We start from the raw sequence: 13,832 nt of genomic DNA on the forward strand, positions 1-13,832 counted from the left end.
TTGGGAGACTGGAGGTTACAGTTTTTCATGAGTTAAGCATGAGGCGGAGCCTCATGGGTGTTTGTTTAGTAAATAGGTAGAATAACAATGATTGAAAATATCTGGACACTGAGTTTTTTTATCTTATTCATGGTCTGGTTTTTGGTCCGTGCATATTATGGTAAAAAAGCAAAAAGCAATCAGGTAAAAGAAAAAGTTCGTCCGGGTTTTGAAACGTTATTGGTCGGATTGAATTTTATCGGGATGATGATACTCCCCCTTGTAGCACTATTTACTCCGTATCTTGATTCGTTTTCGATGCATGTGCCTGATGAGGTCAGATTATTATTTCTTATAATCGGGTTTTTTAATGTCTGGTTATTTGCAAAAATCCACGCAGATTTGGGGAGTAACTGGTCACCCATTTTAGAGATAAAGGACAATCATACTTTGGTTACAAAAGGAATCTACCAAAAAATCCGACATCCGATGTATGCACATCTCTGGCTTTGGGTAATCGGGCAGGGTTTCATTCTTGATAACTGGGTAGTACTGGTATTCGGAGTTGCAGCATGGGGCCTCCTTTATTATCTCCGGGTTCCAAAAGAAGAGGAGATGCTCACAAATCGCTTTGGTGATGCATACAAAGATTATATGCGTAAAACCGGACGGGTTATTCCAAAAATCTGGTGACCCGAATTTTTTTTATGTTTTCTGATTATGGTTTATCTGTGTATGTTTAACTGGCACACCAAATAATTCTCCGTCGGGGACTATCCAAACTCCCATCGGATTGTTCATTATTCTTAAAATAGTCAGGATACTCTCTGCGTACCAGGTCTTCACCTACAGGAGTATTACCAATCTTTTCTGTATCCATGAAAATTATAAATAGTGTCAGATATGTCGCTCTTTTTTTTTCAAGATAACGCTGGCATTGTTTTAATCTGCTATATCCCAACATGATGCCCAGTATGAAATCTTCTTCATCACTATATTCTGCAAGGTTTTCTTTTCCAATTCTTTTTATTATATCAAGACAGATTTCATCACCAAAGAAAAAATTCACATTTGCCTATCCGGCAGGATAGATAAGATATGAGATTTCTCTTTTGGAGAGTATGGAGAAAGCATAGTTTTGAAATCCTTTTTTCATCGTGTAAGAATAATTAATTAGGCATTTTTAGAACTTCCTAAATGAATTCGGTTTTCTCTTTTTTACCAGAAAAACGGTAATATTAACTTAAGGCGTTTCTAATTTTTATGTGGTGACCTAAGAAAATTTCAGTATCTATTTATATCAAAATTCATGGTGGAATACTTTGTAGTACGATATATTTGAAAAAAGTTTGAAAAAAATTCCATCTAAATTTTTTTTCGATGTCTCTTATCAACATGGTAATTTTCATTATATCAAAACATTTTTACGCAGAAAATTTTAATTGTACAAAACAAATTTTGATTACGTTCTGGTTCACTGAATGTAATCAGAATTTCGAGTGGAGCAAGATTATGCGTTTTAAATTACATTTTATCTTTATTTGTGTGCTTATACTGGTTTCTGTTGCTTATGCAGAGCCAGTTCATGTTGTTGATTCTATGGGCAGAAATATCGATCTGGATGCACCTGCTGAAGAAATTGGGGTGGTGAACCTTAACGTTGCTGAAGCAATTCGGGTAATTGGGGCATGGGACAAAGTCATTGCCACTGATGGAGGTCTGCCAGGTACGGGTCTTGAGAGTTATTACCCGAATCTGGATAAATTACAGTCTCTGAATGCTCCAAACATAAGTTCTCCAGACCAGAAATTTGTTCTGGATTATGAAAAAATCATGGAGATGAAACCTGATCTTATCATCGTTTCCTACCAGAGTAATGTTCCAATGACCATGTATCAGGACATGATCGACAATCTGGAGCCGGAAGTTCCGGTTATGTTTATTGAACTAGGTATTCCGGATACGTATGCCAATTCTCTTATGAAATTAGGTGAGGTGACTGGAAATACTGAGGGAGCTCAGAAATATATCGACTTTTACAATGGGATAATTGACTCAATAAAAGCGAAAACCTCCACATTAACAGATGAAGAAAAACCAGATGTCTTTATAAAATTAGCCGGATATACTCCAGACCAATTGTATACAAACGGGGCAAAATCAGATAGTTGGAACCAGATCTTTTCAATAGTCGGGGCAGATAGTATTACTGCTGATGTTGATGCCGGTTGGGTTGAACTAGATCCGGAATGGATCCTTGGTAAAAAAATTGATGCGATTATCATGCAGTGCTGGAGCAAATTCTATCCGGAAAGTTTTGGGTATACTGCAACAAATCCAACAGAAAAAACAAAGGCAGCAGAACAAATTATATCAGATATTGATGGAATGGAGATCTTCTCAAAGACCAAAGCGGTGAGAGATGGAAACGTGTTCCTCATTGACTCTCAACTGACCGGCACTCCCAGATTTATCATTGGTATTGCGTATTATGCAAAATGGTTACATCCGGAACTCTTTGAGGACTTGGATCCAGAGCAGCTCCATTATGAATACCTGAAAAATTTCATCGGTGCTGATATTGATTTGGATAAGGTAGGGTTATTTGCCTATCCGGAAGTTTAAAACGGACTGAATATAAGAAATTCCTACTGATTAAAAGGTTTTAATCGTAAGGAGAGAATCTACTTTTTGCGGATTCTTATATCTCCTAACTTTTTTTGGCTGATGTTATTCTTTACAAAAAAAGAAAGAAATTCTTCATGTTATGAAGGACATTTAGTCTGTCTGAATTAGCGTTTCAACACAAAAAAACGAGGTGAATGCCACATGTTAATGCCGGTCGTACACTTAAATTTTAAACCTCTTCAGGATTTACTCCTGAAAAAATCAGAAGCAAACCTGCTCCTTGCCGGATTGGAACTGAAGATCTTTACAAATCTTGCAACCTATCATTCAGCAGAGGAAATTGCTGAAAAACTTCACCTGCATACCGAAAATACTGGTCATTTTCTAAATGCCCTGGTGGCATGTGATTTGACATGTAAATGTGAAGAACTCTTCTGGAATTCACCTATTGCTAATGAATTTCTGGTTGAAGGAAAAGAAACATACCTTGGAGATTACCTCTTATCCTGTGACCCATGGTATACTATCTCACCAGAGTTACTTTGTAGATTTCTCCGTGAAGGTCCTTCTGCTTCGGAATCACAGGTAGAAATGCGTTCCGGTGAATTCTGGGAGATGCAAACCAGGGGCTCTATCAATTATCAGCGTTCCGGGATGGCACAGATTATCGTTGATCTGGTCTCTTCGATTCCTGAGTATGAGAATTTTACAAAGATACTGGATCTGGGATGTGGTCCTGGTCTGTATGGAATTGCTCTTGTTCTTGATAACCCCAACCTTCAGGGAGTTCTTTTTGATCAACCGCCGGTTGCAGCCGTAGCGAAGCGCAATGCTGAAGATTATGGCGTATCTGACCGGATTACCGTAATGTCCGGGGATTATCTGAACGATCCAATCGGAGAGGGATATGATCTGATACTCGCTTCAATGACCTTGAATTTTGCCCTCGGTTCTTTTAATTCGATGATGAATAAGGTATTTGATGCTCTAAATCCGGGTGGAGTGTTTGTTGCAATCTCTGACGGCAGGACACATGACGGGACAAAACCAGCGGATATGATAATTCCGATGCTGCTTCCGGCGTTAATGGGCCAGAATATGGCTATCAATGAGGATTTTATTGCAAATGCCATGCTTGACGCCGGGTTTTACAAAGTCAGAAGTAAACCGGTCCAGACTCCGGTGGGTGAAGTTGAGTGCACTATTGGGAAAAAGAAGTAAGTTGTTATGAAAAAAATGGCGAATGATTGGTGAAATTTCTCTCGCAATTAATTAAAATTAATTTACACTTCACGAAAAATTCCTTGCATGTGTTTACGATTTTTGACATATTTAAGGAAATATTTCGGCGCTATTTTTTTTATAGAAAATATTTCAATCCTGTTATAACAGTTGTTCTAACAATTGTTTATCTACAATCTATCCGGATTATGTAATACCACCGAAAATTCTAAAAATCAAGTTCACATATGTGGATTTATGGCTTTTAATCAATTTCTAAGACCTATTTCGTAATCTTTATCGTTACTTAATTAATCATTCATTTATGAAGGCGATACCTTCGATTTTTTGTATTTTATTCGTCTTAATGGCGACATTACTTGTGTGTGGATGTACTTCTGGCAATCAGTCGGATAATCTTGTACAGGAACCAGAAAAAGAGCAGATTATCGATACGAATTCTTCATCTGCAAAGACTCTTCTGGTCTATTGCGGTGCAGGCATGAAAGAGCCGATGGAAGAGATTGCAAAGATGTATCAAGAGAAAGAGGGAACAAAAATCGAATATACCTACGGAGGTTCAGCTCAGTTGCTCAGCCAGATTGAACTCTATAAGAAGGGTGATGTCTATATGCCTGGTGCACGTTCGTATATTCAATCGGCCATGGATAAAGGATTTGTTGACAAGAGTGAAGATATCGTGTACCATGTCCTTGCAATTGCTGTACCAAAAGGAAACCCCGGCAATATTACCGGAATTCAGGACCTTGTCCGTCCGGGTGTAAGGGTTGCCATTGGTGAACCATCCGGCCCGGCAGTAGGAACCGCTTCTCAAAAGATGCTGGAGAAAAATAAACTCTGGAATGAAACACAAAAGAATATCGTAGTCAAGTCTGGTACGGTCAATGAACTTCTCGTATATGTTGCAATGAACCAGGCCGATGCTGCACTTATCTGGACAGAACTTTTAAACCCGGAAAGTATGGAACTTGTTGAGATACCCAAAGAGATTGGTAAGGTAGATGTTGTTCCTATCGGTACCCTGACATTCTCAGAAAACAAAGAAGATGCTGAGAAATTTATAAATTTTGTTGCCTCTGATGAAGGAAAAGAAATTTATAAGAAACATGGATTTGAGATCTATCCCTTAGCTAAATATGGGGATGCTTAATTTCCTTTTTTTAAATCTGAATTTTTGCCTGTAACTATCATCTCACGGGAGAGGTTTTTATGAAATTATCGCAGGAACATAGGGTAAAGTGGAAAGATACTGATATTGTGTTTCATCCCATTGGGATAATTCATTCTGAACACACTGAACACGAAAATACTCCGGTTCAGGGTATCTTTAATCCGTCTGTAGGATATATAGAAATATTTGATGAATTTAAGGAAGGGTTGGTTGATATTGAATCATTTTCCCATATTTACGCATTTTATTTTTTTCATCGTGCGACTGGGAAGAACCTGGTCCAGAAACCTTTCCTGGATGGTGAAAAAGAACGGGGTATCTTTGCAATACGGCATTTTAACCGGCCAAACCCTATGGGAATGTCAATAATGGAATTGCTTTCTGTGGATGATACTATTCTGAAGGTATCGGGTGTTGATGTGCTTGACGGAACTCCACTTCTTGACATAAAACCGTATGTCCGGCAGTTTGATCACCGGGATGAGGTAAAGTGTGGCTGGGTTGATAACCAGCATATGGATGACATCGCCGAATGGAACAGCACTCCAAAAGAACTCCGGAACAGGGAGCGGGTTAAAAAATGAGTGACATCAGAAATTCATGGCTCCGGAATGCCACTATTGGTATGAGTTTTCTGCTCACCTTTTTCATAATCGTTCTGCTCCTTCTCATCGTGACAAAACCTTCTTTTGAAACACTCTATACATCTATTACAAGTCCGGAGATCCAGTTTGCAATCTTTATGAGTCTTGGAACCTCAATAATTTCAACGATTCTTTGTATTCTGATAGCAGTTCCGGCTGCATATGCTCTTGCCCGGTACTCATTTTTTGGAAAAGGGGCGGTAAATGCCATTCTTGATATGCCGCTAGCTCTCCCTCCGCTTGTAGCAGGTCTCGGATTACTTTTATTCTTTGGAACCACCGGTTTTGGAAATGCGTTAGCAGATATGGGTCTGGTTTTTGTATTTACTCCGCTTGGTATTATTGCAGCCCAGTTTTTTGTGAATTTTCCTTATATGCTGAGGATCATGCGTTCAACTTTTGAATCTATCAGCACCCGCTATGAATTTGTCGCAAAAACATTGGGCTGTACAGATCTCCAGGCAGTATGGCGGGTAACTCTCCCCATGGCTGGTTCTGGGTTTTTTGCAGCATCGGTGATTACCTGGGCAAAAGGAATTGGAGAGTTTGGAGCTGCCCTTTTAATTGCCGGAGCAATCCAGTGGAAAACCGAAACCCTTCCGATTGCCTTATTCCTGAATATGTCCTGTGGCAATCTGAACATGGCAATATCAGCCGCAACGATTCTCATTATTATTTGTATAGTGTCTCTGTACATTTTTGAGCGGTACGGTGGAGCATCGCGATTATAGGGTTTTGATGTATGTTACATACTGAAAATTTATCAAAAGATATGGGCGAGTTTATTCTTCGGAATGTAACGCTTGATATTACTCCCGGAGAATACCTGGTAATCATTGGCCCTACCGGAGCCGGAAAGACCATTCTTCTTGAAACAATTGCCGGGTTTTACCCTCCCGACTCGGGTAAAATAATCATGGACGGTCGGGATATTACAAACATTCCTCCAAAAGACCGGAATATCTGTATGGTATACCAGGACTATATGCTCTTTCCCCATCTCACGGTAGAGGAAAACATCGGATTTGGATTAAAGACCAGGAAAAAGGATCCTGAGTACATCAGAAAGAAGACAGTTGAAATGGCCCGGCTGCTTAGCATTGATCATCTGCTCCACCGAAAACCTGAAACATTGAGTGGAGGAGAACAACAACGGGCAGCAATAGCCCGTTCTCTTGTCATGGAACCTAATCTTCTGCTCCTGGATGAACCATTGAGTGCTCTTGATGGTCAGACAAGAGATAAACTCCGGACTGAACTTCGAAGGATTCATGATATTACGAATGTGACCGTTGTCCATATTACTCATAATTTTGAGGAGGTTTTCTCACTGGCAGACAGGGTGGCAATCATGAATAAGGGAGAAATAGTTCAGATTGGAAATCCTGATGAGGTGTTCAGAAAACCGGAATCAGAGTTTATTGCTTCATTTACTGGTATGGAGAATATTTTTAAGGGAAGTTGTTCTCATCAGGATGGTATATCTGCCATCAAGATTGATGGTCACATAGTCTATTCAGCAACCTGCTTGGGAGAAAGAGAGGTATATGCGACAATACGTCCGGAGGATATTCTTCTATCAAAAGATCCCATTGTTTCTAGTGCACGTAATTCATTCAAAGGCAGGATCACTGACATAAAAAATAACGGGATGGTAATTAAAGTTACCATAGATGTCGGGATACCGGTGGTCTCGATAATGACCCGAAGAGGATGGGATGAACTGCAGATGAATGAGGGAGAAGAGGTTTATCTGACTTTTAAAGCATCAGCGGTTCATGTTTTTTAATAACGATTCTTTTTTTGATTATTCTGATGGTATTGCTTCTGTGTATCATTCCTGATTTTTAATGCCGTATTCTTTTTAGATCTTATTTGTTGAGTCGTTATGATAAAAGAGATTATATGAGTATACTTTCATAACTAACTCTCATCACGATGACAAAAGGAAAATCTCTTCTGGATACTGCTGCGTCTGACCTTGTTAGTATGATGATGGGTGTGGATAAAATAATTAAAAAAACGAATCCGGAATTATCAAACCGTGATAACATGAAATACTGGGTTCTCAGCCTTCTTGAAAGAGATGGCCCACAATCAATGACCTCACTGGGTTCCCAGGCTCACATTTCAAAACCCTATATGACCCGGCTTGTCGATTCGTTAATACAAGATGGATACGTCGAACGAAATAGTGATCCCCATGACCGGCGGGTAATTATTATATCTATTACAAACAAAGGTGAATTGGTTAATAAAAAATTCTTAATTGAATTGAGAGATAGCGTTAAACCCTTTTTGAAAAGTCTTACCAAAGAAGAACTCGATAAAATTACTGCCGCCAGTAATGATATTGCAGAAATATTCTCAAAAATTTTTTTTACAGACTCCCATAAAACCAATGATTAGCATTATTGCAACAATTTTTTTTATCATGGTTTAAACATCTTAAGAAGACAATTCACCGATTCTTATCATATTCGTAATACTTGATATATGGTTCTAACACCCTTTTAACTTTATTTTTTAAAAAAACCTAAAACTGGTTTTCAAAATTGATAGTTTTCTAATTCAAATAATTCATTGAATGATACATCAAAAATTTCTATTTCATTAGATAATCATCCAAAAAAATTTAGTTTTTCGATAAAAAACCTAAATTGTATCAAAATACAACAATTTATCAATAGAAATATTAACTAATGCAACTAATATTTTCAGTGAACAAGAATGAACCTCTGATGTGAATTTATCCGGAATATTCTGATTAGAGTTTTTTCCGAAAAATAACATCTTTCTTGGTACATCCTGTACCAAAAAACTGGAGACTTATATTTATGCAATCAGTAAAAAAACCTGAATCTCCATTCAGGCGACTGCTCTCTTTTGCAGGTCATCGCAAGTGGCTCATAACCGGAGCAGTTTTGCTCACGGCTATCGGAACCCTGCTTGGTTTTATCCCATTTCTGGTAATATATCTGATTACCGTTGAATTACTTAGTCCACCAATCGATGGGTCATATATCTGGTATCTTGCCATTGTCGTTCTTCTTGCCGCAGTTGGAAGAGTGGTTTTTTTGTTTATATCTACCATCCTCTCACACATGGCTGCGTTTGATACCCTGTTTGGGATTAAAAGAACGTTAATTCAGAAAATAGGTGATCTACCGCTTGGATACCTGAATAAACGGACAAGTGGTTCGGTTACAAAAATAATCACCGAAGATGTGGACCGGATTGAACTTTTCATTGCACATCATCTTACGGATTCAGTAGGCGGCATTCTCCTTCCGGTTTTTGCTATCGGTTACATGATAACCATTGACTGGAGAATTGCCCTGGTATCTCTGATTCCAATTCCTCTTGCTTTAATCGCAATAAAAATGGCATATCGTGAATCTGAAAATAAATCGATGAAAAAATATTATGATGCACTTGACCGGATGAATGGTATTATTGTAGAATATATCCGGGGTATGCCGGTTGTCAAAGTTTTCAACCAGACTGCACGATCATTTCACCGGCTTTCAGATTCTGTATCCACATATCGCGATTTTGTTATTGAATGGACTAAGGAGTGTGCTCCTTCTTATTCAGCATTTAGTGTATGTGTAAACCTTCCTCTGCTGTTTATTCTTCCAACCTGTGTGTGGTTCTTTGTAAATGGTTCAATAACCATTCCGGAGATGCTTCTTTTCCTGATTCTTGGAACCGGATATACATCCACAATGATGAAGATGGCAAAGTTTGGAGGAATATGGAGACAGATTACCGAAGGGATTTCAAGAATAGATGCTCTTTTAACGATTCCGGATCTTATTGCCCCGGCGGTCACAAAAACCCCCCGGGACTATTCAATTTCGTTCAAGGATGTGACCTTTTCCTATGAAAAAAGTCCGGCAATTCAGAACATCTCCTTTACCGCACCGGAAAAAACGGTTACTGCTCTGGTCGGTCCTTCCGGATCCGGAAAGAGTACCATTGCACAATTAATTCCCCGTTTCTGGGATGCATCAAAGGGAATGATCTCTATTGGTGGAGTGAATGTCACTGATATTGAACCTGAAAAACTGATGGATATGGTTGGTTTTGTCTTCCAGGACTCATTTCTCTTTCATGAAAGCATTGAAGAAAATATCCGGATGGGAAAACCTGAAAAACCATTTGATGAGGTTGTCGCAGCAGCAAAGGCGGCACAGGCTCATGAATTTATCATGGCTCTTCCGGATGGGTATAATACCATAATCGGTAGTGAAGGAACATACCTCTCCGGCGGGGAACAACAGCGGATAATTCTTGCCAGGACTATCTTCAAGGATGCACCTATAGTAATTCTTGATGAAGCCACCGCATTCGCCGATCCTGAAAATGAGTATAAAATTCAGCAGGCAATCGATTCACTGCTCAAGCACAAGACCGTTATCATGATTGCCCACCGGCTGTCAACGATAGCACATGCAGACCAGATCATTGTTCTGAGTGAAGGAAGAATCATTGAAAATGGAAAGCATCAGGCGCTCATCGAACAAAATGGGCAATATTCACGCATGTGGGAGTCTCATTCGGCAGCCAGGAGCTGGAGGTTTAATACCGGAGGTGTAGCATGAGAAATGCCGTTGACATCATCACCGATGGAAAAAGAAAGGCCCTATACAAACCAATTCTCCTGTACATAATTTATGATCTATTCAGAGGAGCTCCATATGGTTTTCTCATTATGGTTCTCTGGGATCTGTTTGCCCCGGTTATCGACCTGGGTCACATTATGTTTTTAATGGGGGCAATGGTTCTCACCTACCTTATCCAGTATATTGTGGGGAAGTATGCGTTAGTTTCGGTTCATGAAACCGGATATTCCCTCTGTTCTGAAGCAAGGCTGAATTTAGGAGAACACTTAAGAAAACTGCCGATGGGTTTTTTTAAAGGCCGTGACCCCGGGGATATTACCCAACTGATGCTTCAGGACATGACCTTTGTTGAGAATATCTTCACTCACCTGATGGCGGATATCGTAGCTGCCTTTACATTACCGATAATTCTCATCCTGTTTATGGTAGTGCTCGACATAAAACTTGCCCTGGTCGCAGTAATTACGATACTTATCTCATTTCCATTTCTTCTTGCCTCACAGGTTCTTGTTCGAAAATACGGTGGCAGGCTGAGTGAAATCCGGGTGTCATCAGGTGCTAGGCTTCTTGAGTACCTGCATGGAATCCGCTATATCAAGGCATATAATCTCACCGGAAAACGATTCCGGGTACTTGATGAATCACTTGATAACATGCATAAAGCAATTCTCCGGCTGGAAATTGTTCCGGGAATTGCAGCAACCGGTTATATGTCCATGCTCGGTCTCGGGTACGTGATTTTGCTTTTAGTAGCAACTTACTATTTCATGGGAGGAACGCTCACAATTCCGGTTTACCTGGTATTTCTTATCCTTGGGTATCAGTTATATCAGCCCCTTATTCAGGCCGGACTTGACATCATGGAAGTCAGGTTCATGAGCCTTGCTGCCAACCGAATGAAAGAAGTTCTTGATGAAAAACCTCTAACCGAACCTGAAAATCCTAAAACTCCGAATAATTTCTCGGTCTCATTTCTGAATGTCACGTTTGGATACCACGAAAATACTGTCCTTTCTGATGTGAGTTTTTCAGTATCGCCCGGAGAAGTGCTCGCTCTTGTCGGGCCATCAGGGTCAGGGAAGACTACCATAACCAATCTGATTGCACGGTTCTGGGATGTAAATTCCGGTAAGATTACTCTTGGCGGGGTGGATATCCGGGACATCGGCACAGAAAAACTTCTCTCATACATGAGCATGGTATTCCAGGATGTCTACCTCTTCAACGATACGATCCGGAATAATATCCTGATTGGAAAACCTGATGCCACAGATGAAGAAATCATAGCTGCTTCCAAAAGTGCCCAGGCACATGATTTCATAGTCAAGCTTCCGAAAGGGTATGATACGATCATCGGTGAAGGTGGATCTACCATATCCGGTGGAGAAAAACAGCGGATATCAATTGCACGGGCATTACTTAAGGATGCACCCATCATTTTACTTGATGAAGCAACCGCTTCCATTGATCCGGAGAATGAACAGGCAATTCAGACCGCAATTTCTGCATTAATCAAGTCAAAAACGGTAATTGTGATAGCACACCGGCTGAATACTATCCAGGATGCAGACCGGATTATTGTTATTGATCATGGGAAAGTCACTGAATCCGGCAGACACCAGGAACTCCTAGCTCAAAAAGGGATGTATTTTAGAATGTGGAGTGAACAGGAAAAAGCATCACACTGGACGGTGTCTTCAGCAGGCATTTCAGAGAAGCTAAGTCCGGGTGGTTCTTTTGTATGATAACCCTGGAATTTTTCTTTTTTTCATTGGAGATTCAGGAAAGTTGTATGATACATATGGAAAGGTTTGAATGAACTGGATATATCTCCTTATTTCAATTATTGCTGAAACGATAGGGACTTTGGCTCTTAAGTCCTCTGATGGTTTTACCAGAATAATTCCAACAATTGTAGTCATCATTGGGTATGTAATCGCTTTTTTCTGCTTTTCCTTAACTTTAAGAGAGATTCCAGTGGGTCTTGCATACGCTATCTGGGCTGGTGCCGGGATTATCATGACAACGATACTTGGATTTTTCATCTTTAAACAAACGCTCGATTATCCGGCAATTATTGGGATTTTCATGATCGTTTTGGGAGTGGTGGTTATTAATCTGTTCTCAAAAAGTGTAGTCAGCAGTTAAGCGATATAAATGAGCCATCTTGAAAAACCATTCCAGATTCCGGGTGTTCAAAACGAGCGAAAAGGGGGTATAAATATTTTTTTATTGAACCAAATTTATGGAGTTTTTTGTCTCCCGAAATAATTTTGGAATGAAGATATCTCACCCAAATAAAAGATTAGCTACGCTATGGTTCGAATGAATGTGAATTGTATTTTGATTCAGTTTATACTGTTTTCTTTGGTATTGTTTCCATTTATCGGAGTTACCGCCGCTGATGATGGTCCGGTAACCATCACTGATGATCTTGGAAGAACAATTACTCTTGATAAACCTGCAGACAGAATTGGATATACCCGGTATAATGTTGCAGAAGCAATAAAACTCATTGATGCCTGGGATAAAGTCGTAGCCAGGGACGGAACTATTTCAGATCCTACACTCTGTCCGATAAATCCTAAGTTTTATCCTAACCTTGAAAAGATCCCTGCAATTAGCGATCCAAACGATTTTTTCACTTTAGATTATGAAAAAATCATGGAGATAAAGCCGGAAGTAATGATAATTCCCTGCACGACAGATGTTTCTGTGGACAGAATACAGGAAGTGATTGATACTCTTGAACCGGAAATACCTGTTGTTGCTCTGAATTTTGATTCTCCTGTGAGCATGGGAGATACGATTGTAAAATTAGGTCAGATAACCGGAAATGAAGAAGAAGCACAGCAGTATCTCGACTTTTATAATGAAATTTACAGCACCATCAAGGAAAAAACTGATAGTCTCCCTGGAGATGAAAAACCCGAAGTTTTTCTTAAAATGGCTGGTTTCACTCCTGATGCACTCTATACATTAGGGAAGGAGAATGATTACTGGAACCAGATGATTGCTGTATGTGGGGGAGATAGTATCTCATCAGATTTATCCGGTGCATACATAGAGGTAGACAAGGAATGGCTTATTAACCAGGATATGGATGCAATTGTCGCATATATCTGGGATCAATATTATCCGGAGACTTTTGGATTCTCCGCAACTGATCCGGCCCATAAGAATGAAAACGGCCCGAAAATTGTCGATGAGATATCAGCAATGGATGTTTTCTCTCAGACCGAAGCAGTTACGAATGATGATGTATTTCTCCTGGATGGAAATCTCTTCACTACACCACGGGTAATCGTAGGCATGGCATACCTTGCTAAATGGTTACATCCTGAACTCTTTAATGACCTGAATCCCCAGGAGATCCATCAGAAATACCTGACTCAGTTTATTGGAGCAGATTATAATCTGAATGATGTAGGATTGTTTGGTTATCCCTAATTATTCTCTATTTTTTATTCGAATGTTCTTTCTTTTTGAAAATTTTGCACTAATCTGACGATAATATATTTCGAAAAGTTGTCACCGTTT

The 13,832-nt window shown here is 39.6% G+C and carries 13 protein-coding genes; 12 read left to right on the top strand and 1 reads right to left on the bottom strand.

All coding sequences use genetic code 11. The features are described from left to right. The first annotated feature begins 87 nt into the window (after window positions 1–87). Window positions 88–672 carry a protein-S-isoprenylcysteine O-methyltransferase gene (locus tag DLD82_RS08800; RefSeq protein WP_109940754.1) on the top strand — a complete coding sequence of 195 codons (585 nt, stop codon included), beginning with the start codon at window positions 88–90 and terminating at the stop codon, window positions 670–672. 46 nt (window positions 673–718) lie between these two features. Here DLD82_RS08800 and DLD82_RS08805 read toward each other — a convergent pair whose 3' ends face one another. Further along, window positions 719–1,048: a DUF2023 family protein gene (locus DLD82_RS08805; protein ID WP_219968321.1), complete on the bottom strand. Its 330-nt coding sequence runs from the start codon at window positions 1,046–1,048 to the stop codon at window positions 719–721. Window positions 1,049–1,491: 443 nt separating this feature from the next. Between DLD82_RS08805 and DLD82_RS08810 the strand changes: the two genes are divergently transcribed. From DLD82_RS08810 to DLD82_RS08860, 11 genes are all read left to right on the top strand, one after another. Then, window positions 1,492–2,604, top strand: a complete 1,113-nt coding sequence (locus DLD82_RS08810; protein ID WP_181391344.1) for an ABC transporter substrate-binding protein — start codon at window positions 1,492–1,494, stop codon at window positions 2,602–2,604. A gap of 210 nt (window positions 2,605–2,814) precedes the next feature. Further along, the gene (locus tag DLD82_RS08815) at window positions 2,815–3,828 is read left to right on the top strand and encodes a methyltransferase (RefSeq protein ID WP_219968322.1); all 1,014 of its coding nucleotides are present in this window, start codon (window positions 2,815–2,817) and stop codon (window positions 3,826–3,828) included. Window positions 3,829–4,153: 325 nt separating this feature from the next. Beyond that, window positions 4,154–4,999, top strand: a complete 846-nt coding sequence (modA, locus tag DLD82_RS08820; protein WP_109940757.1) for a molybdate ABC transporter substrate-binding protein — start codon at window positions 4,154–4,156, stop codon at window positions 4,997–4,999. Between the two features lie 59 nt (window positions 5,000–5,058). Further along, a complete protein-coding gene (gene tsaA / locus DLD82_RS08825) occupies window positions 5,059–5,604 on the top strand; it encodes a tRNA (N6-threonylcarbamoyladenosine(37)-N6)-methyltransferase TrmO (RefSeq protein WP_109940758.1) in 546 nt (181 codons plus the stop codon). Further along, entirely contained in the window at window positions 5,601–6,395 is a 795-nt protein-coding gene (locus DLD82_RS08830) for an ABC transporter permease (protein ID WP_109940759.1), read from the top strand. Before tsaA ends, DLD82_RS08830 begins: the two co-directional genes overlap by 4 nt. A gap of 11 nt (window positions 6,396–6,406) precedes the next feature. Next, window positions 6,407–7,453, top strand: coding sequence for a tungstate ABC transporter ATP-binding protein WtpC (wtpC, locus tag DLD82_RS08835; RefSeq protein WP_109940760.1), 1,047 nt, complete (start codon window positions 6,407–6,409; stop codon window positions 7,451–7,453). 149 nt (window positions 7,454–7,602) lie between these two features. Then, on the top strand, window positions 7,603–8,073 hold the full coding sequence (locus tag DLD82_RS08840) for a MarR family winged helix-turn-helix transcriptional regulator (RefSeq protein WP_109940761.1): 471 nt from the start codon (window positions 7,603–7,605) through the stop codon (window positions 8,071–8,073). A gap of 428 nt (window positions 8,074–8,501) precedes the next feature. Continuing rightward, window positions 8,502–10,271 (top strand): ABC transporter ATP-binding protein, encoded by a 1,770-nt coding sequence (locus DLD82_RS08845; RefSeq protein ID WP_109940762.1) that lies wholly within the window; start codon window positions 8,502–8,504, stop codon window positions 10,269–10,271. Further along, window positions 10,268–12,037: an ABC transporter ATP-binding protein gene (locus DLD82_RS08850; protein ID WP_109940763.1), complete on the top strand. Its 1,770-nt coding sequence runs from the start codon at window positions 10,268–10,270 to the stop codon at window positions 12,035–12,037. Before DLD82_RS08845 ends, DLD82_RS08850 begins: the two co-directional genes overlap by 4 nt. A 70-nt stretch (window positions 12,038–12,107) precedes the next feature. Next, window positions 12,108–12,440, top strand: coding sequence for a DMT family transporter (locus DLD82_RS08855; protein WP_109940764.1), 333 nt, complete (start codon window positions 12,108–12,110; stop codon window positions 12,438–12,440). 225 nt (window positions 12,441–12,665) lie between these two features. Continuing rightward, window positions 12,666–13,742, top strand: coding sequence for an ABC transporter substrate-binding protein (locus DLD82_RS08860; RefSeq protein WP_181391345.1), 1,077 nt, complete (start codon window positions 12,666–12,668; stop codon window positions 13,740–13,742). Window positions 13,743–13,832: the final 90 nt, after the last annotated feature.

It is taken from the genome of Methanospirillum stamsii (assembly GCF_003173335.1).
Lineage (GTDB): Archaea > Halobacteriota > Methanomicrobia > Methanomicrobiales > Methanospirillaceae > Methanospirillum > Methanospirillum stamsii.

Excerpts from the sequence above, each read along its gene's own strand:
- DLD82_RS08800 (WP_109940754.1), top strand. The coding sequence starts at position 88 with ATGATTGAAAATATCTGGACACTGAGTTTTTTTATCTTATTCATGGTC.
- DLD82_RS08810 (WP_181391344.1), top strand. The coding sequence starts at position 1,492 with ATGCGTTTTAAATTACATTTTATCTTTATTTGTGTGCTTATACTGGTT.
- DLD82_RS08815 (WP_219968322.1), top strand. The coding sequence starts at position 2,815 with ATGCCGGTCGTACACTTAAATTTTAAACCTCTTCAGGATTTACTCCTG.
- modA (WP_109940757.1), top strand. The coding sequence starts at position 4,154 with ATGAAGGCGATACCTTCGATTTTTTGTATTTTATTCGTCTTAATGGCG.
- tsaA (WP_109940758.1), top strand. The coding sequence starts at position 5,059 with ATGAAATTATCGCAGGAACATAGGGTAAAGTGGAAAGATACTGATATT.
- DLD82_RS08830 (WP_109940759.1), top strand. The coding sequence starts at position 5,601 with ATGAGTGACATCAGAAATTCATGGCTCCGGAATGCCACTATTGGTATG.
- wtpC (WP_109940760.1), top strand. The coding sequence starts at position 6,407 with ATGTTACATACTGAAAATTTATCAAAAGATATGGGCGAGTTTATTCTT.
- DLD82_RS08840 (WP_109940761.1), top strand. The coding sequence starts at position 7,603 with ATGACAAAAGGAAAATCTCTTCTGGATACTGCTGCGTCTGACCTTGTT.
- DLD82_RS08845 (WP_109940762.1), top strand. The coding sequence starts at position 8,502 with ATGCAATCAGTAAAAAAACCTGAATCTCCATTCAGGCGACTGCTCTCT.
- DLD82_RS08850 (WP_109940763.1), top strand. The coding sequence starts at position 10,268 with ATGAGAAATGCCGTTGACATCATCACCGATGGAAAAAGAAAGGCCCTA.
- DLD82_RS08855 (WP_109940764.1), top strand. The coding sequence starts at position 12,108 with ATGAACTGGATATATCTCCTTATTTCAATTATTGCTGAAACGATAGGG.